This is a genomic window from Gordonia sputi NBRC 100414 (assembly GCF_000248055.1).
In the GTDB taxonomy this organism is placed as follows: domain Bacteria; phylum Actinomycetota; class Actinomycetes; order Mycobacteriales; family Mycobacteriaceae; genus Gordonia; species Gordonia sputi.
Genome location: NZ_BAFC01000115.1, coordinates 1 through 23,196, shown reverse-complemented (window position 1 = coordinate 23,196; position 23,196 = coordinate 1). Strand labels below are relative to the sequence as shown.

At 64.9% G+C, this 23,196-nt stretch carries 30 protein-coding genes; 10 read left to right on the top strand and 20 right to left on the bottom strand.

All coding sequences use genetic code 11. The features are described 5' to 3' along the window. Window positions 1-113 precede the first annotated feature (113 nt). From GOSPT_RS18540 to GOSPT_RS18505, 8 genes are all read right to left on the bottom strand, one after another. The gene (locus tag GOSPT_RS18540) at window positions 114-977 is read right to left on the bottom strand and encodes an ESX secretion-associated protein EspG (RefSeq protein ID WP_005207996.1); all 864 of its coding nucleotides are present in this window, start codon (window positions 975-977) and stop codon (window positions 114-116) included. After that, window positions 974-2,029: a PPE domain-containing protein gene (locus tag GOSPT_RS18535; RefSeq protein WP_005207995.1), complete on the bottom strand. Its 1,056-nt coding sequence runs from the start codon at window positions 2,027-2,029 to the stop codon at window positions 974-976. The genes GOSPT_RS18540 and GOSPT_RS18535 overlap by 4 nt, the downstream gene beginning before the upstream one ends. A gap of 115 nt (window positions 2,030-2,144) precedes the next feature. Next, entirely contained in the window at window positions 2,145-2,450 is a 306-nt protein-coding gene (locus GOSPT_RS18530; protein ID WP_005207994.1) for a PE family protein, read from the bottom strand. 48 nt (window positions 2,451-2,498) lie between these two features. Next, a complete protein-coding gene (locus tag GOSPT_RS18525) occupies window positions 2,499-3,917 on the bottom strand; it encodes a hypothetical protein (protein WP_005207993.1) in 1,419 nt (472 codons plus the stop codon). Beyond that, window positions 3,914-4,222 (bottom strand): type VII secretion target, encoded by a 309-nt coding sequence (locus GOSPT_RS18520; protein WP_005207992.1) that lies wholly within the window; start codon window positions 4,220-4,222, stop codon window positions 3,914-3,916. The genes GOSPT_RS18525 and GOSPT_RS18520 overlap by 4 nt, the downstream gene beginning before the upstream one ends. 151 nt (window positions 4,223-4,373) lie before the next feature. Beyond that, the gene (locus GOSPT_RS18515; protein WP_005207991.1) at window positions 4,374-4,688 is read right to left on the bottom strand and encodes a YbaB/EbfC family nucleoid-associated protein; all 315 of its coding nucleotides are present in this window, start codon (window positions 4,686-4,688) and stop codon (window positions 4,374-4,376) included. A gap of 10 nt (window positions 4,689-4,698) precedes the next feature. Further along, complete coding sequence (locus GOSPT_RS18510) at window positions 4,699-5,010, bottom strand: hypothetical protein (RefSeq protein ID WP_051994049.1); 312 nt, start codon at window positions 5,008-5,010, stop codon at window positions 4,699-4,701. Between the two features lie 333 nt (window positions 5,011-5,343). Next, complete coding sequence (locus GOSPT_RS18505) at window positions 5,344-6,168, bottom strand: DedA family protein (protein WP_005207989.1); 825 nt, start codon at window positions 6,166-6,168, stop codon at window positions 5,344-5,346. A gap of 274 nt (window positions 6,169-6,442) precedes the next feature. Here GOSPT_RS18505 and GOSPT_RS18500 point away from each other — a divergent pair, with 274 nt between their 5' ends. The 3 genes from GOSPT_RS18500 to GOSPT_RS18490 all read left to right on the top strand — a co-directional run bounded on the left by GOSPT_RS18500 (window position 6,443) and on the right by GOSPT_RS18490 (window position 8,692). Further along, the gene (locus GOSPT_RS18500) at window positions 6,443-7,453 is read left to right on the top strand and encodes an alpha/beta fold hydrolase (RefSeq protein WP_210734281.1); all 1,011 of its coding nucleotides are present in this window, start codon (window positions 6,443-6,445) and stop codon (window positions 7,451-7,453) included. An 83-nt stretch (window positions 7,454-7,536) separates the two neighbouring features. Beyond that, window positions 7,537-8,112, top strand: coding sequence for a TM2 domain-containing protein (locus tag GOSPT_RS18495; RefSeq protein ID WP_005207987.1), 576 nt, complete (start codon window positions 7,537-7,539; stop codon window positions 8,110-8,112). A gap of 91 nt (window positions 8,113-8,203) precedes the next feature. Beyond that, window positions 8,204-8,692 carry a hypothetical protein gene (locus GOSPT_RS18490; RefSeq protein WP_005207986.1) on the top strand — a complete coding sequence of 163 codons (489 nt, stop codon included), beginning with the start codon at window positions 8,204-8,206 and terminating at the stop codon, window positions 8,690-8,692. Between the two features lie 46 nt (window positions 8,693-8,738). Here the strand turns inward: GOSPT_RS18490 and GOSPT_RS18485 are convergent, their stop codons facing one another. The 9 genes from GOSPT_RS18485 to infA form a co-directional block, all read right to left on the bottom strand. After that, the gene (locus GOSPT_RS18485; protein WP_005207985.1) at window positions 8,739-9,170 is read right to left on the bottom strand and encodes a hypothetical protein; all 432 of its coding nucleotides are present in this window, start codon (window positions 9,168-9,170) and stop codon (window positions 8,739-8,741) included. 107 nt (window positions 9,171-9,277) lie between these two features. Then, a complete protein-coding gene (gene truA, locus GOSPT_RS18480) occupies window positions 9,278-10,165 on the bottom strand; it encodes a tRNA pseudouridine(38-40) synthase TruA (RefSeq protein ID WP_005207984.1) in 888 nt (295 codons plus the stop codon). A gap of 24 nt (window positions 10,166-10,189) precedes the next feature. Further along, complete coding sequence (rplQ, locus tag GOSPT_RS18475) at window positions 10,190-10,798, bottom strand: 50S ribosomal protein L17 (protein ID WP_005207983.1); 609 nt, start codon at window positions 10,796-10,798, stop codon at window positions 10,190-10,192. Window positions 10,799-10,858: 60 nt separating this feature from the next. Next, window positions 10,859-11,911: a DNA-directed RNA polymerase subunit alpha gene (locus GOSPT_RS18470; protein WP_005207982.1), complete on the bottom strand. Its 1,053-nt coding sequence runs from the start codon at window positions 11,909-11,911 to the stop codon at window positions 10,859-10,861. A 75-nt stretch (window positions 11,912-11,986) separates the two neighbouring features. Beyond that, on the bottom strand, window positions 11,987-12,592 hold the full coding sequence (gene rpsD, locus GOSPT_RS18465) for a 30S ribosomal protein S4 (RefSeq protein WP_005207981.1): 606 nt from the start codon (window positions 12,590-12,592) through the stop codon (window positions 11,987-11,989). Window positions 12,593-12,615: 23 nt separating this feature from the next. After that, complete coding sequence (gene rpsK, locus GOSPT_RS18460; protein WP_005207980.1) at window positions 12,616-13,023, bottom strand: 30S ribosomal protein S11; 408 nt, start codon at window positions 13,021-13,023, stop codon at window positions 12,616-12,618. Then, window positions 13,023-13,391 carry a 30S ribosomal protein S13 gene (rpsM, locus tag GOSPT_RS18455; RefSeq protein ID WP_005207979.1) on the bottom strand — a complete coding sequence of 123 codons (369 nt, stop codon included), beginning with the start codon at window positions 13,389-13,391 and terminating at the stop codon, window positions 13,023-13,025. Before rpsM ends, rpsK begins: the two co-directional genes overlap by 1 nt. 289 nt (window positions 13,392-13,680) lie before the next feature. After that, on the bottom strand, window positions 13,681-13,794 hold the full coding sequence (rpmJ, locus tag GOSPT_RS23310) for a 50S ribosomal protein L36 (RefSeq protein WP_005207978.1): 114 nt from the start codon (window positions 13,792-13,794) through the stop codon (window positions 13,681-13,683). A gap of 87 nt (window positions 13,795-13,881) precedes the next feature. Then, a complete protein-coding gene (infA, locus tag GOSPT_RS18450) occupies window positions 13,882-14,103 on the bottom strand; it encodes a translation initiation factor IF-1 (RefSeq protein WP_005170487.1) in 222 nt (73 codons plus the stop codon). A 395-nt stretch (window positions 14,104-14,498) separates the two neighbouring features. Here infA and GOSPT_RS18445 point away from each other — a divergent pair, with 395 nt between their 5' ends. The 3 genes from GOSPT_RS18445 (at window position 14,499) to GOSPT_RS18435 (ending at window position 16,701) form a co-directional block, all read left to right on the top strand. Next, window positions 14,499-15,836 carry an inorganic phosphate transporter gene (locus GOSPT_RS18445; protein ID WP_005207977.1) on the top strand — a complete coding sequence of 446 codons (1,338 nt, stop codon included), beginning with the start codon at window positions 14,499-14,501 and terminating at the stop codon, window positions 15,834-15,836. Window positions 15,837-15,873: 37 nt separating this feature from the next. After that, window positions 15,874-16,218: an iron chaperone gene (locus tag GOSPT_RS18440; protein ID WP_005207976.1), complete on the top strand. Its 345-nt coding sequence runs from the start codon at window positions 15,874-15,876 to the stop codon at window positions 16,216-16,218. 87 nt (window positions 16,219-16,305) lie between these two features. Beyond that, window positions 16,306-16,701, top strand: a complete 396-nt coding sequence (locus GOSPT_RS18435; protein ID WP_005207975.1) for a phage holin family protein — start codon at window positions 16,306-16,308, stop codon at window positions 16,699-16,701. A gap of 73 nt (window positions 16,702-16,774) precedes the next feature. Here GOSPT_RS18435 and GOSPT_RS18430 read toward each other — a convergent pair whose 3' ends face one another. After that, window positions 16,775-17,647: an LLM class F420-dependent oxidoreductase gene (locus GOSPT_RS18430; protein ID WP_051994042.1), complete on the bottom strand. Its 873-nt coding sequence runs from the start codon at window positions 17,645-17,647 to the stop codon at window positions 16,775-16,777. Between the two features lie 129 nt (window positions 17,648-17,776). Here GOSPT_RS18430 and dtd point away from each other — a divergent pair, with 129 nt between their 5' ends. The 4 genes from dtd to GOSPT_RS18415 all read left to right on the top strand — a co-directional run bounded on the left by dtd (window position 17,777) and on the right by GOSPT_RS18415 (window position 20,578). After that, on the top strand, window positions 17,777-18,226 hold the full coding sequence (gene dtd / locus GOSPT_RS18425) for a D-aminoacyl-tRNA deacylase (protein ID WP_039856660.1): 450 nt from the start codon (window positions 17,777-17,779) through the stop codon (window positions 18,224-18,226). Window positions 18,227-18,288: 62 nt separating this feature from the next. Continuing rightward, on the top strand, window positions 18,289-19,263 hold the full coding sequence (gene fdhD / locus GOSPT_RS18420) for a formate dehydrogenase accessory sulfurtransferase FdhD (protein ID WP_039856653.1): 975 nt from the start codon (window positions 18,289-18,291) through the stop codon (window positions 19,261-19,263). Then, window positions 19,260-19,433: a DUF1059 domain-containing protein gene (locus GOSPT_RS23305; RefSeq protein ID WP_005207971.1), complete on the top strand. Its 174-nt coding sequence runs from the start codon at window positions 19,260-19,262 to the stop codon at window positions 19,431-19,433. The genes fdhD and GOSPT_RS23305 overlap by 4 nt, the downstream gene beginning before the upstream one ends. After that, entirely contained in the window at window positions 19,430-20,578 is a 1,149-nt protein-coding gene (locus GOSPT_RS18415) for an EAL domain-containing protein (RefSeq protein WP_005207970.1), read from the top strand. The genes GOSPT_RS23305 and GOSPT_RS18415 overlap by 4 nt, the downstream gene beginning before the upstream one ends. Before the next feature lie 21 nt (window positions 20,579-20,599). Here GOSPT_RS18415 and GOSPT_RS18410 read toward each other — a convergent pair whose 3' ends face one another. Together GOSPT_RS18410 and GOSPT_RS18405 are read right to left on the bottom strand one after the other, a co-directional pair. Then, entirely contained in the window at window positions 20,600-21,667 is a 1,068-nt protein-coding gene (locus GOSPT_RS18410) for an ABC transporter ATP-binding protein (protein ID WP_005207969.1), read from the bottom strand. 84 nt (window positions 21,668-21,751) lie between these two features. Continuing rightward, window positions 21,752-23,068, bottom strand: a complete 1,317-nt coding sequence (locus GOSPT_RS18405) for an ABC transporter substrate-binding protein (protein WP_005207968.1) — start codon at window positions 23,066-23,068, stop codon at window positions 21,752-21,754. Window positions 23,069-23,196: the final 128 nt, after the last annotated feature.

Sequence of the window (23,196 nt, the reverse complement as noted above, 5' to 3'; positions counted from 1 at the left end):
TGTGGTTGAGCACCGATCACGGTGCCTCGCGGTATCCGCGACTCAGATACCGTTGGTGTGCACGACGTTCGGAATCGGTTCCGACGTCGCTTCCCGAACGAGTGGCCCGGACGTCACCGGGGCCACCAGCCGTCGGGAAGGGTCTCGATCAGCAGACCCACGGCCTGACCGATGCGATGACCCGAACCCGGCGACAGCGTGGTCCACACCCTGCCGTCGGGAGATCTACTTGGACCGGCAACGATTCGACCTCGCGCTGTGTCGATGACGCCGAGCGCTCCCGGGGATTGCGTGAGCATTCCGCCGCGGCGCGAGACCGCGACAACTTCAATGCGACGCTCAATCGTCGCGAAAGCACGTGCCACAGCGCCGGAATCGCCCGGTGGCATACCCAATCGCGTCAGTGTTCGCGCGACCTCAGCGGTAGCCAGACAGCGCCCGAGACGATCTGCGAGTTCGTCGCACGGACACGCGAGCGCACCGAACTCCAAGGGTTCCGGGCGCGCTATGGGTTTCTGGTCCGCTATGCCCCGATCGCTCCTGTCATCGTCTCCGCGATCTGTGCAGTGTCGACGTACCAGCGCCGAGACCGCGGCGACGTCAGGAAGCTCGACGACCGTGATGTCGATGGTGTCGCCGCTCCTCACGGCGAAGACGTGGCGGTCGTCACGACGCGCGAGACACGCACGGACGGTGTCGGATTCGGTGAATGTGCGGATTTCCAACTCTCGGTCGGGCAGCGCGAGTACCCGCAGTGCGGTCGCAAGCCATGGCACGGGATCGCCCACGTCATCGACGAGTCGAAGCTCGGCGATGCGGGCGTCGGCCGCGGAGTGTGCGGCGCGCGCACGCTCGGCATCGTCGTCGATGGCGAGGAGATCGAGCACGACCGGCCAGGTGGTCACACCGAACCGCGCACCGACCCGGCGTAGAGTCGCGACATCCACTCGTCCACCTCGCGTCGCTGTCCAGATCATCGCGTCGACACCTCCCCGAGCCGAAGGGTCTGCTCGAGATAGGCGGGATCTATTGTCGGCGAGCCCGATTCAACGCCGGAGTCGATCGTCACCTGCGAGGTGACCGCAACGCCTGCGGCTGCCCAGGTGGCAGGCGGCTCGTGAGCGATCCCGGCGCCACATACCGGTTCGCCGCGATCGGCGGCTACCGCTACTGTTCGCGTCACACGCTGCTCGGTCGTCGCAGCCACCGACGGGGCGACGGGCGGTGGCATCGACTCCGATGGCATCGGTCGTGATGTAGGTGTCGGCGTAGCGGCCGCCGTGGCCTGCGGGGCCGCCGCGAGGGTCGTCGCCGCGTATCCGGCCGTGACCGGCGGCGGCACCATTGGCCCGAACGGCGATCCACCCCCGGCCAGCCGTGTCGTCGCGTTTGTTGTTGTCACCGTGTGGGGCTCGACGTTCGCGGCGTCCGCTGCGCTGCGAGCAGCGCTCGCCGCCGACTGCTCGGCAAGCAGTGCCGCGTCGGAGACCAGCAGCGGCGCGCGATCCTCGACATGCCACGGCTGCGCTGAGGGCGTCGCAGCCTGTTCGTATGCCTCCATCACGCGGGCCGCGCGCATGCGCTGGTCGTGTCGGGCGCGCTCGGCGTGGGCGGCAGCGCCCGTGATGACAGGCGCGACCGCACTCACCGACCTCGCGAGATCGCTCAGTCCGTCGACCAGATCCACCTCTCCGGCGGCGGGCATCGCCAGCCTCGCAACTGTTGCTGCCGCACCCTGCTCCTGCGCGAGAACAGCGTTCGACGCCGCGGTCGCCGCGGCATCGGCAAACCAGCCGCCCAACGCGGTCAGCCGATCGAGCGCCTCGCTTGCGTGGGTGGATGCCCACGATCCCCCCATCCGCGCCAGGATGGTGCCGTATTCGACTGCGGCGTCGCCCATCTCGCTCGCGACAGCACCCCACGCGCCCCCCGCCTCGATCAAGGACGCAGGACCGACACCGGACGCGAGATCGGACACGAGCCGATCGGTGGTACGTGCGTCCCAGATGACGCCGGTGAAACCGGTCACTGCACTACTCCTTCCTTTCGAGAGCTTGACTGCTACAGCGGTATTCAGCTACAGCGGTATTCGCCGGCAGCTCTTGTCGTACTCGATGTCTTGACGTGCGGCTTCGCAGCCCGACTCAGATACGCAGTCCGCGTGCGACCGCGTCGTCGGCGTCGACGACCCGTGTCGCCTGGGCGCGCAATGTGGCAGCGATTTTGCGTAGTTCGAAGACTCCCGACGCGGCGTCGGCGTCGAACCCGCGCGCGACGGCATCGAAGGAACCCGCGACCGCGACTGACACCTCGTCGCGACCAGCCGTGGCAACCGTCCGCCGATCGGCGGTACTGATCACCGACTTCTCAATTCGATCGGCCAATCGGTCGAGATCTCTTGCGGCAGTAATCAGTTCGTCGGGGTCGACGCTGAGTTTCGGATCCGGCATGGCACACCTCCAGGTGTCTCGGACAGTGGTCGTTGGCGAGAGGACGGATCAACTCTGCGGCTCGGTCTCCAGTTCGGAGTCGTGCCACAAGAGGCGCAGTTGGATATCCGGTGTCGGCGATGACTCGGGTTGCGCAGGTTGATCACCGATCACGGAGGGAGCCACCTCGTGCGACTCGCCAACCACCTCCAAACCGTGTTCTTCGGTGACGAGGTAGTCAGGAATCTCGTGGTGCTCCGCGGCATCCGCTGCGCCGCGCGCCGCGCCCGCCGCCATCATCGGGGCCATTGACGCCGGCACGGGAGTCGTTGTCGTACCGGCGGTTCGAGTTGTCTGCGACGGCGTCAACGACGCAGGCTCGGTGGTCCCTATCCCGGCAGACATGCCCGCCCGTGCGGCCCCGAGAGGCGCCGACGCCGCACCCAGACCACCAACCCCCATACCCAGAGCGCCGGCACCCATCCCAGCCGCGCCGACAGTGGCGTCGCCCGATCCCCCGCGCGGTCCTGCGAGATCGGGATCGTCACCGGCGACGAGGTGGTCGAGACGTGCGGCGTCGACGCCGTCGCCGGAGGCGATACCGAGCATCTCGCTGACAGGAGCCATCAACGCAGAGGGCAGTTGTGTCGCGGTGGAGACGAGGGGCGAGACCGCCTCGAGGATCGAACTGGCCAGCGCGAACGGTGACTGCGCTGCCGATGTTGCGGCCGTCGGCGGGGCTGTCACGTTGACAGGGGCCCCGTTGACGACCATTTGCGTTGTCGGGCCGAGCAATTGGGCCCGAGTCACCGCGACCGCGGCAGTCGCCTCGGCAAGACCCTCGGTAGCGAATGCGACCGCGGCGCCCTGCCCGACCGGCGTCACAAGGCCCGGCCCGAGCACCGCGATCTTGCCGATCGTCGCCGCGATGATCCCCTGCACGGTCGCGAGGCCAGCCGCCACGATCCCCGCTGCGGCTTGGATGTCGATCGACATCACCCCGCCCTGGGTCGACAGCGCGGCACTGTCGGCGCTCGCCTGCGCCGTTTTTGTCGTCGCACCCAGCGACGCCTGGCCTGCCCACAAGGTATCGAGCACACCGAGAGCCTGTGTGGCGGTGGACATCGCGGTGTCGAGCACCGTCGACAAGCTATCGAAGAGCATCGACGGGTCGACCGGTGCGCCGGCCAGGTTGCCGCTTCCGAATCCGCCCAGGAGATCGGTGATCGGCTTGAGCAGCATGCCGATGTCTATCGTCGGCAGCGGCGGAAGTCCCGGCATGGGCGGTAGCGCCGGGAACTGTGGAATCTGCGGCAGGCCGAGTCCGGCGAGTACCTCACCAACGGGCCTATCGAGGATCGGCCCGAGAGGCGTGGCGTCGATCATGTCCTGGATCGACATGTTGTTGACCGCGGGAACATCGGGCATCGACGTGTCGATCGCGTCGGGCAGATGTGGCCCACCCGTGGCGGGTTGCGGCGAGCTCACAGCACTGACCGAATTGCTGCCGCACCGGCCGCGTCGTTGGCGTCGAATTCAGCGAGTGCGGCCACCGTGCTCGCGGCAGTCGATGCGTGGACGGCCGCGAGGCTCCCGACCCCGACCAGGTGGTTGGCCTGAGCGGTGATGAAAGCCGCCAAGAACTCTTGACCGATGAGCCCGAACACCCCGATCATCGCAGCGGTGTTCGCCGCTGCGTCGATCGTGCCCGCCGCGCCTACCGCGGTGCCGATCGCCACGTTGGTTGCCGCAAAGCCTTCCAGCACTTCAGGTGTCACCGTCACGTTGTCCATGTGGTCCCCTCGTTGATGAGCGATTGCAGGTTTACGGTTCTCTGTGCTTGAGCGGCTATCTGTGCTTGAGCGGTTCTTCGAGCTTTGGGGATCTGACGCGCCCTGCGCCCGAAAGGTTCCATCGAATTTCCCGACGTTGCGTCGGTGTCGGTCATCGGCTCTCGAGCTGCTCGGCGAAGACCGCGGTGAACTCTTCGGTGAGCGCCGCACGTGCGGCAAACGCACGTTGGGCACCGAGAAGTGCTGTCGCGACGATCTGTTCGCCCAGCCGCACCTCGCCGAGATCGCTGGCGCCTTCTTCCAACCACAGACCGGTCAGCGCCCCACTGCCGTCTACCTCCGCCGTCACCAGTCCGTCCGACGAACTCTCCCGCACGCTCAACGCGGCCAGCCGGTCGCCGAAGTCGGCAAGGTGACCCAGTTGAGCCCGTGCGCGCGCTTCGAGTTCGTCCATTGCACCCGTCATCGTCTTCGCCTCACACCCGGCGCAGCCACGACGCCGGGACGTCGTCGCGCTCGTCGTCGAGTTGCTCGGCGCGGGAGAGGTCGTCGGTGGTCGGCAAGCCCATTGCATCGACGACGTCGCGCGACGCCCCGGCCTCGAGAAGCTCGTCGCGCCAACGGATACCGGCGGCCATCGCCGATTGCCTGCAGAGCCGCAGGATCTCGTCGGCGAGGACGTCAGGCCTCTTCTCGAGCTGCGATCGATCAATGCGGACGCGCGTCGGCAGACCTTGCGGTGTGGTCACCACCGTGATCGCGCCGGATCGTGATCGCGCAGAGGACATTCGAAATGCTGCGGGAACCTGCGCTTGCGACTCGTGGTCGCTCGTCGACCCGAAGTCGTTGCGCTGCCCGAAATCGTTCTGCTGCCCGAAATTGTTCTGCTGGACTGACATCTGATCCCGCATCCCCCTGACCCCTCCGTATATGACCCCACCGGCCGCGCTGCTGACCTCACTCGTCAAGCGCGTTGTGCGTTGAGATATTGCCACCCGGTGGGCCTCCCGGCGATACCCCGACGCTTGCTTGTGGATAAGTCATTCTGTCGGATTTTTACGTTTCGCGACGAACAAACGCGTAAACATCTGCGAGGGCATCGAGTGTGCGATCCCGCGATGCTAGTTCTGCGACTCTCCCGAGCAGCCCGCGCCCAGTCCATCGACGTCCGAGTCGCCACCCTCATGGCCGTCGCCGGCTGGGGTGTCACCCCCAGAACCGTCACCCTCAGAACCGTCACCCTCAGAACTGCCGGTCTCACAACTGCCGGTCCCAGAACCGCCACCCTCAGCGTCGCCGACCCGCGCGTCGCCACCGGCCCCGACTGCGTCGGCCCCCTTCAGCCGACGCACTGCGCGCCACCGTCGGGCGCCTTCGATGAGTGTGGGCACCACCACGGTCAGCACCGACGCGACGATGATCAGTTCGAGGTGATCGCGGATGATCGGCACGGAGCCGAGGAAGTAGCCGAGGACGATGATGCCCGCCGCCCAGACGATGCTGCCGAGAACGCTGAAGAACGTGAACACCGAGTGGCGCATCCCGCTGAAGCCCGCGACAAGCGGCGTCAATGTGCGCACGATCCCGATGAACCGACCGAAGAACACGGTCAGCGGACCGAACCTGTCGAAGAAGCGGTGCGTCCGCTCGATGTAGGTCGGTCCGATTGTGCGCATCAGACGGCCCTCGAGCACTTCGCGGCCGAGCCGTCGACCGATCAGGAATCCACACTGGTCGCCGAGGATCGCGGCCAACGGAACCAGCACACACAACAGCCAGAGCGGGGCGAAAGGTTCCGGCTGAGCCGCAAGGACGCCCGCGGTGAACAGAATCGAGTCGCCGGGGAACACGAAACCGATGAGCAGGCCCGTTTCGATGAAGATCAGCAGGCACAGTCCGACGAGCCCGCCCGTGGTCAGAAACGCGTCGATGTCGAACGGATTCATTGCCCGCAAGCCTATCGACACCCGGGCGCCCGCGATGTGGTCGAACCCACTCGTTTGCGCTCACGTTAACTCGCTGCAACATGGTGGGCAGACAACGCCTATCAGGTGTTTACTCGGAGGTAAGGCGTTGTGGTCACATGCCGCCAGCCGAGACATCACGCCGTTGTGATCACGCGAGGAGTTAGTCGTGTCAGAAGCCCCGACCCGAGTCGGCGGAATCAAACGTTCCGGTGGCTCGTCGTCTGCCAACCTACGCCCGGTCTCCGACACTGAAATGCGCATCGAATACAAGGTCATCCACGGCTACCGACGGGCATATCGGATCGCGGGGAGCGGACCGGCACTGCTTCTCATCCACGGCATCGGCGACAACTCGTCGACGTGGAACGAAGTCATTCCCATGCTCGCCCAGCACTACACCGTCATCGCACCCGACCTCTTGGGGCACGGACGATCGGACAAGCCGCGCGCCGACTACTCCGTCCCAGCATTCGCAAACGGCATGCGCGATCTGCTGGTGGTACTCGGCATCAGCAAGGTCACCGTCGTCGGGCACTCGCTCGGCGGCGGCGTCGCAATGCAGTTCTGCTACCAGTTCCCCAGGTTCGTCGAGCGGCTCGTCCTGGTCGCCGCGGGCGGCGTCAGCCGGGAGGTCAACCCCGCCCTGAGGCTGGTGACGTTGCCACTGGTCAACAGCGCACTCACAGCACTACGGGTTCCGGGAGTGCTGCCTGCACTCCGTTTGGGCGTCAGCGTGATCGCCGCAACGCCAACGCCTCCGGGAATCCCCGACCTCCCGCATGATCTGTCACCTAAACGCATGCTCAACGACCACGAGGATCTGCTTCGCGTCCTCGGCGATCTCGCGGCACCCACCGCATCGGCGGCATTCCTCCGCACCCTGCGGGCAGTGGTCGACTGGCGAGGGCAATCGATCACGATGCTCGACCGATGTTATTTGACCGAGTACCTGCCCGTTTTGATTGTCTGGGGCGACGACGACACCGTCATCCCCTACGAACACGCCCTGCTCGCGAATTCGGCGATCGGCCACAGCGAGATGTCGACGTTCCACGGCTCGGGCCACTTCCCCTTCCACGACGACCCGGAACGCTTCGTGCAGGTCGTCATGGAGTTCCTCGAACGCAACGAACCCATGGAGTTCGACTCCCAGGTCTGGCGCAGGCTGATGACCGAGGGCCGCAAGAGTTCCGACATCGTTGGCGACGAGCAGACCGTCGAGGCAGTGTTCGACGCCATCGACGACGAGCGCAGCGCAACCTGAGGTCAGCCGACCGAACGACATACGCCCATTCGTTGAGACCCGGGGGGCGACACCTGTCGGGGGTCCATGCGAATATTGGCGCCATGAGCTATCCCGACAATTCGAACCAGGATGCCCGCGGCAACGAGCAGCCCTACGGTTCTTCGCCCTACGGCGCTCCATCACCGTTCGGTCCCGCCGCCGGCGACCAGTTCATGCCGCTCCCGTACGAGAACGGAACCCCCGGTTCGCCGACCTACGGAGCCCAGGGATACGGCGCTCAGGGATACGGAGCCCAGGGATACGGAGCCCAGGGATACGGGGCTCAGGGATATGCGGTCCCCGGGTACGGGATGCAAGCCGGTTACCCCGGCGCCGCGGATCCGATGGCCCCGTACGGACGCGACCCCTTCACCGGTGAGCCCCTCTCGAGCAAGTCCAAGGTCACGGCGGGCCTGCTCCAACTGTTCCTCGGCGGTTTCGGCGCGGGACGGTTCTACCTCGGATATACCGGCATCGGCGTCGCACAGCTCGTGCTGACGATCGTCGGGTGGATCACGACGTTCCTTTTCATCGGCTTCTTCATCCTGCCCGCGGTCGGGATCTGGGTCCTCGTCGACGCCATCATGATGTTCACCGGCAGCGTCCGCGACTCGAACGGCTACAAACTCCGATCTTGACGCCCTGACGAGGCTGCCGTTGCTGTGCAATGGCAGCCAGTGAGGACCGCGACCCAGTGACGACGGTGACCCCCGTGAGGACGGTGACACAGTGAGCTACCCGGACGCGCCGAACCCCGATCCGCCGAAACCTCGCGGGCCCGAATCAACCGGTCCCGCGTGGAGCGACGTCGAGTTGCCGCCGACGCCTGCCCCGGGAAGCTACGCTGCGGCACCGCCGCCGAGCGATCCGATCCTCGTCTCGATCGGTGACATCCACTGCACGCGCAGCCAGGTCATCACACCCGCGGGCAACGCACCACTGGCCGGGTCGCGGTGGAGCTTCGTCGATATGTCACGCACCACCAACGAGATCCCGCAGTGGGCCCTCATCGTGGGAATCGTGACGGCCGTACTGTTCTGCGGACTCGGCCTGCTGTTTCTTCTGGTGAAGGAGGAGCGCACCATCGGGTTCGTGCAGATCACCGTGTCTGCTGGACCAGTCGCCCACACCACCGCGATCCCGGTGATGTCACGGGCAGCCGTTGCCGACCTCGGCGCGCGCGTCAACTACGCGCAGACACTCGCATATTCGGCGTAACGGCCCAGACAGCCAGACGATCAGACGAGCAGCAAGCAGGTCGGACTCAGGCGAGAAACGCCACGGCAAGCACGGCGATTACCACGGTGAGCACGAGAGCCACACACGCAATCAGTGCCAGCGTCTGCTTGCTGCACCGCTGATGCCAGCCGTGCAACACCAACTCGTCGTAGACAAGAAAGCCCACACGGTTCGTGGGCTGCGACTCCCATTTTCCGGTCGCGGGTTCTCTCACCAGCGCGGTCGACAATTCGAGTCCACGTCCGACAAGGATCGTCGACCTCTTCATTCCGAAGCCCACCGCGGAATCGCTGTCGCTCAACGGGAACCTGTCGGCGCCCGGAAATCGATCGCCGGCACCAGTCGATCGGCGGCGCAGTCCACCGAGTCCCTCGCGACGAAACGCGTGGGCATCCGGCTCGAACGTCACAAGGCTCGACACCCCGTCTGCCCGCAACGCCACCTCGTTCTCTGACAACCGGGCACACTCGATCTTCTCTGCGGCGGCAGCCCTCTGCAGTCGGCGATTGCTTTCTCGACCGTCTCCGGACGATGCTCACCCATCGACGTATACCGCCGTTCTCATCACTGGTCGCCGCAACATCCCTGTGCGCCTTCGGTTGTCGCGACCCGGACGTCGCGGGTGATCGCATTGCGCGCGGCCAGCTCGTGCGCCTCCGGATAATCGACGCCGACGAGACACAGGCCCCGCGCTTCGGCGACGGGCACCTTCGCGCTGCGTTCGCGCTCGCCGAGAAGCGCTCGGCACCAGTCGACATCGCGCCGACCATCTCCCACCGATGCCACCGCACCGACAAGCGAACGCACCATCGACCAGCAGAACGCATCGGCGCTGACCTCGCCGATCAGCACGCCGTCGGCGTCACGTGACCACGAGAACCGTTGCAGATCGCGGATCGTCGTAGCGCCTTCGCGGCGTCGACAAAAGGCGGCAAAATCGTTGAGGCCCACCAACGCCGACGACGCCGCGTTCATCGCTTCCACGTCGAGCGGCCGTCGCCATGCGGCGGTGGTGCGCGCGAGGACCGGTTCGGCGCCGAATACCGCGTCGGAGAGTCGGTAGCGGTAGTGACGCCGCAGCGCCGAGAACCGTGCGTCGAAGTGGTCACTGACCGACGCGGCCTGCTTCACGCGCACATCGTCGGGAAGCATCTTGGCGAGTCGTCCGACGAGGCGCCCGGGGTCGCCGTCTATTGAGCGCGTGTCGAGTGCCGACACGGGAATGTCGGCGTGCGCGACCTGACCGGTGGCGTGGACGCCCGCGTCCGTCCGTCCGGCGACGGTCAGCCGGACCGGTACCCGCAGCACCGTCGACAACGCCGTCTCGACGACCTCACATACCGTGCGCTGACTGATCTGTCGCGCCCAGCCCGCGAAATCGGTTCCGTCGTAGCCGATGTCGAAACGCAGACGAACGGACCCGCCACCTGGTGTGGTGGCGGGTCCGCTCATGTCTGGCGTGTTCAGCCGTCCGACCTACTTGTCGTCGGCCTTGTCGCCGTCGACGTCGGCGTCAGCAGCTTCGGCCTCCGGTGCGGTGGCAGCCGTCGACTCATCGTCGACAGCCTCGGCCACGGCCTCGGCGTTCTCGACCTGTGCCGGGGTTGCCTCGTCGGCGACGGCCTCGACGACGTTGTCGGCCTCGGCTGCCGGAGCAGCGGCCTTCTCGTCAGCAGCCTTCTTCGACGCAGCGACACGGGTGGCGCGGGTGGCCTCGGTCGACGCGGTGTTCTCACGCACCAGCTCGATCACAGCCATGGGGGCGTTGTCGCCCTTGCGGTTGATCGTCTTGATGATGCGTGTGTAGCCGCCCGGACGGTCCGCGAAGAACGGGCCGATCTCGGCGAACAGCGTGTGGACGACGTCCTTGTCGCGGATGTCCTTCATGACCTCACGACGGTTGGCCAGCTTGCCGGCCTTGGCGTGGGTGATGATCTTTTCCGCGTACGGGCGCAGGCGCTTGGCCTTTGCTTCGGTGGTGGTGATGCGGCCGTGCTCGAAGAGCGAGGTGGCGAGATTCGCCAACATCGCCTTCTGGTGGCTGGCCGACCCGCCGAGGCGGGCACCCTTGGTGGGCTTGGGCATTGTCTTCTCCTAGGAGGACCCGACGATCGCTCGACGAGTCAGGTTTGGCAGTCGCAGCGACTAGAGCTGCTCGGTCTCCGCGAAATCCTCACCGGAGTCAGCGTCGAAAGACGCGTCGTCCGACCACGTTCCGGTTGCCGGGTCGTAACCGGCGACCTGCGACGGATCGAAGCTGGCCGGGCTGTCCTTGAGCGACAGACCCAGGGTGTGCAGCTTGACCTTCACCTCGTCGATCGACTTCTGACCGAAGTTGCGGATGTCGAGCAGATCCGACTCGGTACGTGCAACCAGCTCGCCGACGGTGTGAACACCTTCGCGCTTGAGGCAGTTGTACGAACGGACGGTCAGATCCAGATCCTCGATCGGCAGGCTGAACGACGCGATGTGGTCAGCCTCCGCAGGCGACGGCCCGATCTCGATTCCCTCAGCCTCGACGTTGAGCTCCCGAGCCAGACCAAACAGCTCGACCAGGGTCTTACCCGCGGACGCCAGGGCGTCACGAGCGCTGATCGAGTTCTTGGTCTCGACGTCGAGCACCAAACGGTCGAAGTCGGTGCGCTGCTCGACGCGGGTGGCCTCCACCTTGTAGGTGACCTTCAGCACCGGCGAGTAGATCGAGTCGACCGGAATACGGCCGATCTCGGCTCCCGACGCCTTGTTCTGCACGGCAGGCACGTATCCACGGCCCCGCTCGACGACGAGCTCGATCTCGAGCTTGCCCTTGTCGTTCAGGGTGGCGATGTGCAGATCCGGGTTGTGCACGGTGACGCCTGCGGGCGGCACGATGTCAGCACCGGTGACGGTGCCCGGACCCTGCTTACGCACATACATGGTGACCGGCTCGTCCTCTTCGGAGCTCACCACGAGGCCCTTGAGGTTCAGGATGATGTCGGTGACATCTTCCTTCACGCCGGGGACGGTGGTGAACTCGTGCAGAACTCCGTCGATGCGGATGCTGGTGATCGCAGCACCCGGAATCGAGCTGAGCAGGGTACGACGCAGCGAGTTACCGAGGGTGTAGCCAAAGCCCGGCTCGAGCGGTTCGATGACGAACTTCGACCGGTCGTCGGCGATGATCTCCTCGGTGAGGGTTGGTCGCTGTGAGATGAGCATTTCTTGATTTCTCCTTGTGGCCGACCGCTATTTGACGGCCTAGAAGTGGACCGAAACAGCTTGTGCTGCTTGGTTTTACTTGCTGTAGAACTCGACGATGAGCTGCTCGGTGAGCGGAACCTCGATCTGAGCGCGCTCGGGCACGTTGTGCACGAGGATGCGCAGCGTCGAAGGAACCACCTGCAGCCAGCCCGGAACCGGACGATCGCCGACGAGCTCCTTGGCGATCTGGAACGGAGTGGTCTGCAGCGACTTCGGGCGGACGTCGATGATGTCGTACTGGCTGACGCGGTAGCTGGGGACATCCACGCGCACACCGTTGACGGTGAAGTGACCGTGGGTGACCAGCTGACGTGCCTGACGACGGGTACGTGCCAAACCTGCGCGGTAGACAACGTTGTCGAGACGGGTCTCGAGGATGCGCAGCAGCTCGTCGCCGGTCTTGCCGTTACGACGATTGGCCTCCTCGTAGTAGCGACGGAACTGCTTCTCCATCACTCCGTAGGTGAAGCGTGCCTTCTGCTTCTCCTGCAGCTGCTGCAGGTATTCGCTCTCCTTGATCCGCGAGCGGCCGTGCTGGCCGGGCGGGTAGGGGCGACGCTCGAACGCCTGGTCGCCTCCGATGAGGTCGACACGCAGACGACGGGACTTCTTTGTTGCGGGGCCGGTATAACGAGCCATGTTTTCTCTTCCTCCCTTTCCCGCTAGACCCGACGCCGCTTGGGCGGACGGCAACCGTTGTGCGGCTGCGGGGTGACATCGGAAATGGTGCCGACTTCGAGGCCGGCTGCCTGCAGCGACCGGATGGCGGTCTCGCGACCCGAACCCGGTCCCTTGACGAACACGTCGACCTTCTTGACGCCGTGCTCCTGGGCCTTGCGCGCAGCGTTCTCGGCCGCGAGCTGAGCCGCGAACGGGGTGCTCTTGCGCGAGCCCTTGAAGCCGACGTGACCCGACGATGCCCAGCTGATGACATTGCCGTTGGGGTCGGTGATCGACACGATGGTGTTGTTGAACGTCGACTTGATGTGTGCGTTGCCGTGCGGGACGTTCTTTTTATCGCGACGGCGTGCGCCCTTCTTGGGGCCTGCGCTACGTGACTTCGGAGGCATTACTTCTTCTTCCCGGCGATGGTCTTCTTCGGGCCCTTACGAGTACGGGCATTGGTCTTGGTGCGCTGTCCACGGACGGGCAGGCCACGACGGTGGCGCAGACCCTGGTAGCAGCCGATCTCGATCTTGCGACGGATATCGGCCTGCACCTCGCGGCGCAGGTCACCCTCGACCTTCACCGAGCCTTCGATGTACTCACGCAGCTTTGTGACGTCTGCGTCGGTGAGGTCCTTGGCGCGCAGGTCGGGGCTCAGCCCGGTGCCCGCAAGGATCTCCTTGGAGGTGGTACGCCCAACTCCGTAGATGTAGGTCAGTGCGATCTCGAGCCGCTTCTCGCGGGGAAGATCGACACCAGCAACACGTGCCATGTGGCGGATTTCCTTTACTTTTCAGAGGTCTTCTCCCGGTCCGTCCCCTACTCGTCTGTACTGCTTGCTCTGAGGGGCTCCGGCCTCTGCACGAAGCGAGTTGTACTCGCTGCGCGGTGTCGAGCGGTGGTCCGCGTGACACAGTCCGGAGGTAGGCGGTGACGCGTCTGTCGCCGCTGGTGCTGGGAGGGCTTCACAAGTTCTGCTCAGCTCTGGTGTGTGTATTCAGTTGTGTGTTTCACCAAGCGATCTGGTGGGGTGCTCCACGGTCGTACGACCGTGGGAGTGATCAGCCCTGACGCTGCTTGTGGCGCAGGTTCTCGCAGATCACCATGACCCGGCCGTTACGGCGGATCACTTTGCACTTTTCACAGATCGGCTTGACGCTCGGCTGAACCTTCACGTCAATCTCTCCTGTTGTCGCCCGTGCGCACGACCGAATGGCCGCACCACACGAGGGTTGTCCCGGACCGGTCTCGGCCGGGAAGTCTTACTTGTAGCGGTAAACGATGCGCCCGCGACCGAGGTCGTACGGCGAGAGTTCCACGACGACCCGATCCTCGGGCAGGATGCGGATGTAGTGCTGCCGCATCTTGCCGCTGATGTGGGCGAGAACCTTGTGACCGTTCTCCAGCTCAATGCGAAACATCGCATTGGGCAGGGGTTCGATAACCCGTCCCTCGACCTCGATGGCCCCGTCTTTCTTCGCCATGTCCTCCGCGATCCTCGGCGGCGTCGCGATCCGCTCGCAGGGCAACAAGTGCCCGGACGAACGATTCACCCCACTGCCCGGTTGAATCTGTGTTTATCCGTTAGTGTGTTGGCACCCGCTCCGAGAGCGAGGGCCTGGCGGCGATGTCTCCGGCCGCGCTCACCGGGTAGATGGCATGCGCATACCGGCACGACAAGCGCACCGACGTTCAATCCTACGCGAACTGGCCTAACAGTCCAAACCCGTGCCGTCTGACCCGAACCCGGGAAGCTGGTCTGACGCGACTCCGACATTTCGCCCGACGGGGTGACCGTGGGATGAACACACTCCGAAGAGTTGCGCACGAGTCGTCTGGAGAGCCCATCCGGCATCCACCGGCTATCACTCTGGATTGAGTGGACCTCACAACACTTGCAGTGGTCGGCATCATCGCGCTTGCGGCGCTGTTCGACTTCACGAACGGATTCCACGATTCGGCGAACTCCATCGCCACCGTGGTCGCGACGCACGTCCTCAAGCCCAAGGTCGCGGTTGTGTGGGCGGCCGGCTGGAACTTCCTCGCCTTCTTCCTGATCGGGACCGCGGTCGCGGACACCGTCGGAGAGACGGTGAAGGCGCAGTACTACAGCGTTGCCGTCGTCTTCGCCGCACTGCTCGCCGCGGTCATCTGGAACTTCCTCTCGTGGCACTTCGGAATTCCGACGTCGTCGTCGCACGCCCTCATCGGCGGCCTCGTCGGCGCCGCGCTGATTAAGGGTGGCATCGACGCGATCAAGGCGTCGAGTGTCGAGAAGACCGCGGCATTCATTGTGATCTCACCACTTGCGGGTCTTTTGCTCGGCGGTGCGCTCATGCTCATCCTGCGCGCAGCGCTCTTCCGCGCACCCGTCCTGCGCACGGAGAAACTCTTCCGGTGGTTCCAGCTCGCATCGTCGGGAGCCATCTCGCTTGCCCACGGCGGCAACGACGCACAGAAGACGATGGGCATCGTCGCGGGCCTCCTCGTCTCGACCGGCCACCTCACCCAGACCGGATCGTCACTGCCGGTGCCCGACTGGGTGGCCCTCGGCTGCTATCTGTTCATTGCGCTAGGAACTCTGTCAGGCGGATGGCGCATCGTCCGGACGATGGGCACCGGCATCACCCGACTACGCCCGGTCAGCGGTTTCTGCGCCGAGACGGGTGCCGCGATCGCACTCTTCGGCTCGACGGCCCTCGGCGCGCCGGTGTCGACAACCCACACGGTCGCAGGCGCGGTCGCAGGAGTCGGCACCACCAACCGCAACAGCACGGTCGACTGGGCGGTGTTCCGAAAGATGGTGGTGGCATGGGTCGTCACCATGCCGGCCGCGGCGATCGTCGCGGCCGCGGTCTACGGCCTCACCCAACTGCCGAGTCTCGCGGCGTCGACCATCGTGCTCGCCGTGCTGATCGCGGGGCTACTCGTGCTGCTGTGGAAATCGCTGCGCGCCGCACCCAAGGCCAGCGACGTCGAAGCAGATCTCGACAAAGAAGCCGAGGAGGAGTTCCCGATGCTCGCGGGAGCGGGTTCGATCATCCCGAGCGGCAAGCCACGACGCCCTCATGGTCACAAGGCGGATTCGTATGGTGACCATGAGGTCCCCGCAACCGGTACGGACGACGCCAAGGCCGCGAAGGAAGCCGAGCAGCGCAAACAACTCGACGAGCTGAACAAGGTCACGGCCGACCAGGTCCCCGAATTGTCCTGGTAATCGGGCGGTCGGGCATGGCGACGTGCCACGCTGAGGCGTGGGCACCATCGACGACTATCTGGCCGAACTCGATGACGACACCGACCGCGCAGTGATCGATCACATCTACACAACCGCCCGTGAGGTCGTCCCCGACGCCGAGCAGGGCAAGGGCTACGGCATGCCCGCCCTCACCTACCACGGCAAGCCACTGCTGTCGGTGATGCGAGCCGAAAAGCACATCGGCATCTATCCGTTCAGCCCGGAAGCGGTCTCGACAGCGGCCCCGGAACTCGAGGGCCTCGACATGGACAAGGGCACCATTCGGTTCCAACCGTCTGATCCCCCATCCGACGACGCCATCCGCACCCTCGTCACCGCGCGCCGCGATCAGATCGGCTGAGCTGAAAGGGCATCCGCCGCGAGGGGCGCGTCGCCGATCCGTCATACAGCGCGCGCCGCCCTGTCCGAATTTGGCAAGATCTTGTACATGCGTGCATTTCTGCTCCAGTCGGCGCTCTCGGGCGTCGCTCTCTGGGTGGCCACTCTGATCGTGCCCGGCCTGAGCTTTCAGTTTCCCGACGACGCGTCGGGCTTGGAAAAGTTCGGAATCGTGGTGCTCGTCGCCCTGATCTTCGGTGTGGTGAACGCCTTCATCAAGCCGATCGTGCAGCTCTTTTCGATACCGCTGTACATCCTCACCCTCGGTTTGATTCACATCGTGATCAATGCGTTCATGCTCGAGATCACCTCGTGGATCACGCACAACACGACGCACTGGGGGCTGCAGGTCGACAGCTTCTTCTGGGCTGCGATTTTCGGCGCGCTGGTCGTCTCGATCGTCAGTTGGCTGATTTCGATGGTGCTCAAGGAGCCGGTGCAGTAGCGCCGCTATCCGCGCGCGCTGAGGGTGTCGTCGGGCCTCGCCGCCACCGCGAAGTCGATCGTCGCGCGAAACCCTACGCCGAGATGATCGCAGCCAGTTGTTCGACGGGCGTTTCCGATCCGAGCACCTGAATCGTCACGTGATTGGCACCGGCCGCAAGGTGCTCGTCGAGTCGGGCTTTCACCTGCGCGGGAGTGCCATGTGCGACGAGTGCGTCGATCAACGCGTCGCTACCTCCGTCGGCGATGTCCTCATCGGTGTATCCGAGGCGCTTGAGGTTCCTGGTGTAGTTGCTCAGATGCAGGTAGGGCTGGTCTACGGGTGGACGACCCACGGCACGTGCCTCGTCGGCGTCCTCGGTCAGCACCACCTTGTGCTCCGGGGCGAGCAGGGCGTCGGGTCCGAGGATCTTCCTGGCCTCGGCGGTGTGCTCGGGAGTCGTCAGGTAGGGGTGGGCGCCCAGTGACCGCTCGGCCGACATCCGCAGCATGCGCGGCCCGAGTGCGGCGAGCAGTCGACGATCAGGGGGAACCTGCTTGCCGTCCAGAGCGTCGAGGTAGCGTCCGACAGCCTTGAACGGCGTCGTGTACTCCGACGTCGCCTCCGGATGCCCGGCACCGACACCGAGGTAGAAGCGGCCGGGAAAATCGCGCTCGAGTGCGTGGAATTCACCGGCGATGACGTACGGGACGGAGTTCCAGATGTTCACGATGCCGGTGGCGACGGTGATGTGCTCGGTCGCCTCGAGGATCGTGCGAACAGGGTGCAGATTCTTGGGCGACCCGCCGAGCCAGATGGTCCCGTAGCCGAGCTTCTCGATCTCGCGGGCCTCGTCGGGCGAGAACTGCTTGAACCAACCCCACGCGCCGTAGGTGCCGAACTTGGCGATGTGTTCTGCCTTGGTCTGCGCGGCCTTCGATTGCTCTGCCCTGGATGAAGCGGTCATGTTCACAGCGAACCTCATCTTCGCTCGCCGGTATTCCGACGCGTCGAAGTCGTCACCAGATCTTCATCTGATGTCCGACGCACTCGCCCACCAGCGGGCGGGTGCGCCCGATCTGTGATGCTGGTCGGCATGCGCGCAGTGATCCAACGAGCAACCCAGGCGAAGGTGACCGTCGACGGCGAGACGGTCGGTCAACTCGACATCGCTCCCGGCGGCTTCGGTCTCGTCGCGCTCGTCGGGGTCACCCACGACGACACTCCGGCGCACGCGACGAAACTCGCCGACAAGATCTGGCGGCTACGCATCCTCGACGGTCCGGACGGGCGTGAGAGTTCTGCCGCAGACCTCGACGCTCCGATCCTGGTGATCAGCCAGTTCACCCTGTACGCCAACACCGCCAAGGGTCGACGCCCCTCCTGGAATGCCGCCGCACCCGGCGCGGTCGCCGAACCGCTCGTCGACGCCGTGGTCGCGGAACTGCGTACCGCCGGAGCGACCGTCGCGACGGGCCGTTTCGGCGCGCACATGGAGGTCTCGCTGGTCAACGACGGTCCGGTGACCCTCATCGTCGACGTCTGAGAGCCCGGCGGCGGCCTCTCCTCGGGTGGGCGAGTCGTACGGCAACCGATACCGTGGTTTACATGGGCCGAATCACAGCACGACGTCGCGTTACCCGCGTTCGTCGCGGCGCGCAGCCGACAACGCGCGTCGACGTGTTGGCCGTCGAAGAGCCGTTGGAGATGCGCGTCAACGGCGAACGGCTCGCGGTCACGATGCGGACCCCGGGACACGATGTCGAACTCGCGTCGGGATTCCTCGTCTCCGAGGGTGTGCTGGTCCGCGCGGAGGACCTCGCCACGGCCCGCTACTGTGCCGGCGCCGGGAGCGCAGCGAGCGGGCCGAGTCAGCCCGGCGCCGGGAGCGCCGCGAGCGGGCCTAATCTGCCCGGCGCCGGGAGCGATGGGTTGAATTCGTACAACGTGCTCGACGTCGCGCTCGCGCCGGGTGTCGCGTCGCCCGATCCGTCGCTCTCGCGCGACTTCACGATTTCGAGCGCGTGTGGGGTGTGCGGTAAGGACAGCATCGAATCCGTCATCACGCGTTCGCATTTCGACGTCTCCGACGACCCGCTGATCGTCGACGCCGATGCCGTACTCGATCTGCCCGGTCGGCTCCGCGAACACCAGAAGGTCTTCGCGAAGACCGGCGGCTTGCATGCGGCAGCACTGTTCGACGGTCGCACTGGCGAACTGCGGGTGGTCCGCGAGGACGTCGGGCGCCACAATGCCGTCGACAAGGTCATCGGGTGGGCCCTGGCGCACGATCTGCTGCCCCTGCGTGGCCAGATCCTTCAGGTGTCCGGGCGCGCGAGCTTCGAGTTGGTGCAGAAGGCGATCATGGCGGGCGTTCCGATGTTGTCGGCGGTCTCGGCGCCGTCGTCGCTGGCCGTCGACCTTGCAGAGCAGCACGGCCTGACCCTCGCCGGGTTCGTTCGAGGGGAGTCGATGGTTCTCTACAGCGGCGCCGATCGCGTCTCGTGTAACGACGCGAACCCCGATGAAGAATTCTCGATTGCGACCACTTCGATAGCGACTACACGGAAAGAGACGTCATGAAGAGCTTCTGGTGCGGTGCGGTCATCCCGGATTGCGACGCGACTTTCGAAGCCACGACCGAGGCCGAGATTGTGGAGCTTGTCGTCGAGCATGCCGCCGACGATCACGGGATCGACGACGTGCCCCCAGACACCGTCGCTCGCGTCCGTGAAGTGATCGTCGATCAGTGAGTTCCTCTGATCGGGTCCGCACGGAGCGCATGAGTGCGCGGATCGAGTCGGAACTCGAGCGTGAGGTGGATGCGCTGATTCATTCGGCGCAGGCTCCCAAGGTGGTATTTCAGCCCATCGCCCATCTACCTCAGTTGCGGGTCGTCGGCTACGAGGCGCTGAGCAGGTTCTCGGCGCAACGCCCGGTGGGCCCCGATCAGTGGTTCGCGGCGGCTGCGCGCATCGGGCAAGAGGCCGAACTCAGTGCACTCGTCCTCGAGAAGGTACTGTCGTCGAGAGCCACGCTGCCACGTCGGGCGTTCCTGTCGGTGAACATCTCCCCCGACGTGTTGCTTACCGATCGCATACAGAGATTGCTCGAGCACCGGCCGCTTGACCGCATGGTCTTCGAGCTGACCGAACACTCCATCGTCACCGACTACGACCAGGTCGCTGCAGCCATCGCGCGAGTGCGTGAACTCGGCGGGTTTGTTGCTGTGGACGACGCCGGCGCGGGATATGCCAGCATGCATCACATCCTGACGCTGCACCCCGATTTCGTGAAGCTCGACGGTTCGCTGGTTGCGGACCTGCACCGTGACCCGGCAAAGTCGGCGCTCGTCGAGATGTTCGGCGAGTTCACCAGCCGCATCGACGCCTGGTTGATCGCCGAGGGTATCGAGACCGCCGAAGACCTCCATCGGTTGCGCCAGCTCGGAGTGCCACTGGGACAGGGGTATCTGCTGGGAAGACCCGATGAGGCGATGAATGGAATCGATCCGCTACTCAAGAGTCGCACGCGCGATCTGTGCGAATCGAGAGAGACCGTGGCGCCCTTCATCGAAGCCGGCCGTACCGCACCCGCCGACTCCGACGATTCGGTGCTGCGCACAATGTTCGACGCCGAACCGGAGGTCGCGGCGATCGCACTTCTCGACCCCGGCACGCGTCCGATCAGTCTCGCGGCCCGCCATGGTCCGCGAGATATCGTGCGGCACAGCACCATGCGCGTGAATCGCGCTGCCGGTCGTCGAGAAGTGTTGCGACGCGCCATGACCCGACCGCTGCCCAGCCGGTTCGATCCACTCGTGTGCTGCGACGAGAACGGCAACTACTCAGGCATGGTGCCCATCGACGCACTGATCTCGTCGCTTGCGGCCCGCTGAGGCACGCGCACCGTCGAAGCGTCAAAGACGAACACCGGACTCCGCGTCGAACCAGTGCAATTCGCCTGCATCCGGGATCAGACCGAGCGACTCGCCGACTGTGAACTCGCGCCTGTGGTCGACACGGACGACGATCCGTCCGTCTCGAACGGCGACGTCGGCCGAGCAGTAGACGAATTGCTCTGACCCGAGTTCCTCGACCAGTTCGATCCGCGCCGTCAACGAACCCAGCGTCCCCGGACCGGTGACCTGCCACGACTCGGCCCGCAGCCCGACGACGAGTCGCTGTGGCGCCGAACGAGGAACGGCGATCTCGGCGTCGCCGAGATGCGCACGGCCCGCGTCGATCTCGACGTCGATCAGACACATCTGAGGCGAACCCATGAACCCGGCGACGAACGTGTTTGCCGGATGCGCGTAGATTTCGCGCGGACTACCGACCTGTTGCAGAATCCCCTTGCGCAGCACGGCAACACGATCGCCCATCGTCATGGCCTCGACCTGATCGTGCGTGACGTAGAGCGTCGTCGTACCCAATTCACGCTGGAGTGCAGCGATTTGCGCGCGAGTACTCACACGCAGTTTGGCGTCGAGATTCGACAGCGGCTCGTCCATGCAGAACACCTTGGGGCGCCGCACGATCGCTCGTCCCATTGCCACTCGCTGACGCTGACCGCCGGACAGTTTAGACGGTTTGCGTTCGAGGAGATCCTCGAGTTCGAGCATCGCGGCGACCTCGCTGACGCGGGTTGCCGTGCCGTCCTTGGACATTCCCGCGTTGCGTAGCGCGAATCCCATGTTCTGCGCGACCGTCATGTTGGGGTACAGCGCGTAGTTCTGAAACACCATCGCCACGTCACGGGATTTCGGTTCGAGACCGACAACGTCATGTCCATCGATGCTGATAGACCCCGCCTCCACCGACTCGAGGCCTGCGAGCATGCGCAGCGTCGTCGACTTGCCACACCCCGACGGCCCGACGAGCACCATGAACTCTCCGTCTGCCACCTCGAGGTCGAGATGGTCGACGGCCGGCGACGCCTCGGGACTGAACCGACGCGTCGCTCCGTCGAAGGTCACTACCGCCACGTCACACTCCCGCCGAGTCGATATTGGGCGAGTCGACAGTGGGTGCGTCGATGGTGGCCTTGTCCATATCGCCTGTGCTGCTGATCATTTCGGCAGCTTCGGCTTGATCTGGGTGTCGTAGATCTGTTGGATCTGCTTGTTCACGTCGGCCATGGTGTCGTTCACATCGGCGTTCTGCAGTCCGATCTTCTCGTACCCCGTACCGATGATCTTGTCGCCGCCGGGCACAAAGACGCGAGCGTAGTTCTGCGGCTTGGTCTTCGGCAACTGATCGATCGCCGTCTTGAAGTTGGGGTTCTTGTCGAGGAAGGCCACCATCGACGGGTCGCTCAGCGCCGACTTCCGGACCGGCATGTACCCGACGTTCTGCGAGAAGTACGCCGTGTTGTCGGTGTCGGTGATGAAGTTGATGAACTTCAGCGCGTTGATCTTTCGCGCGTCGGAGATCCGTGCCGGGATCGCCAGGCCGGCACCACCGGTCGGGCAACCGATCGTCCCGTCGGGAGCAGGCAGGAACGCTGTGCCGAAGTTGAACTTGGCATTCTTGGTGATTCCCGACAGGTCGCCGGTCGACGCCACGGTCGACGCGATGATGCCGGCGCTGAAATCGCCTGCGATGTCGTTGGATATCTTCGCGTATCGCTTGGTGTTGATCGACTCGCTCAAGTAGTTGGCGGCTTCGATCGTCTTGGGATCGGTGAACTTCAGGTTCCACTCGTCGGAGTAGGCACCACCGAAAGTCCAGGTGGGACCTTGGAACGTCCACCCGAGGTAGTCGACAGCATTACCCCAGCCGTGCGCCTGCTTACCGCCACCGACGACACCCTGGATACGCGGACCCCACTCGCCGAACTCCTGCCAACTCTGCGGCCCGCGAGCCGGCAGTCCCGCCTGCTTCCAGACGTCGGCGTTGTAGTAGAACAGCGGCGTCGACCTCGCGTACGGCAGCGCCCACGTCTTGTTGTTCCACTTGTAGTCTCCCACAAGCGAATCGACGTAGTCGGACGTGTTGACACCCGCCTTGCCGAAGAGGTCGTCGAGCGGAGCGATCGCACCGATGAGCGCGAAGTTGAACCACCACACGTCAGACAGGATGATGATGTCCGGTAGCGATCCGCCCGAGAGTGCGGCATTGAACTTCTGCGCGGCTTCTTCGTAATTCTTTCCGGCGTCGACCAATTGGACCTTGATGCCCGGATTGGCCTTCTCGAAGCGCGAGATCAACTCCTTCTCGACGGCCGTCGACTTGCCGGGGTGGTTCGACCAGAAGGTCAGGTTGTTGGCGTCACCCCCGCCGTCGGACCCCTCCGAACTCCCCGATCCCGCGCAGGCCGATACCGCCAGGCCCGCCGCCAACGTGACACCTGCCGCGAGAAAACCGCGGCGAGACAACTCATGCATTCGTGTGCTCCTGTTCCCCACTGTTTATCGTTCTCTGTCTGTCGCGCAGGTGGTTTCGACAAGCTCAACCACCGGTCTAACCACTCACCCGCCGATCGAGCCCACCCGAGCGCTGATCGAGCTCACCT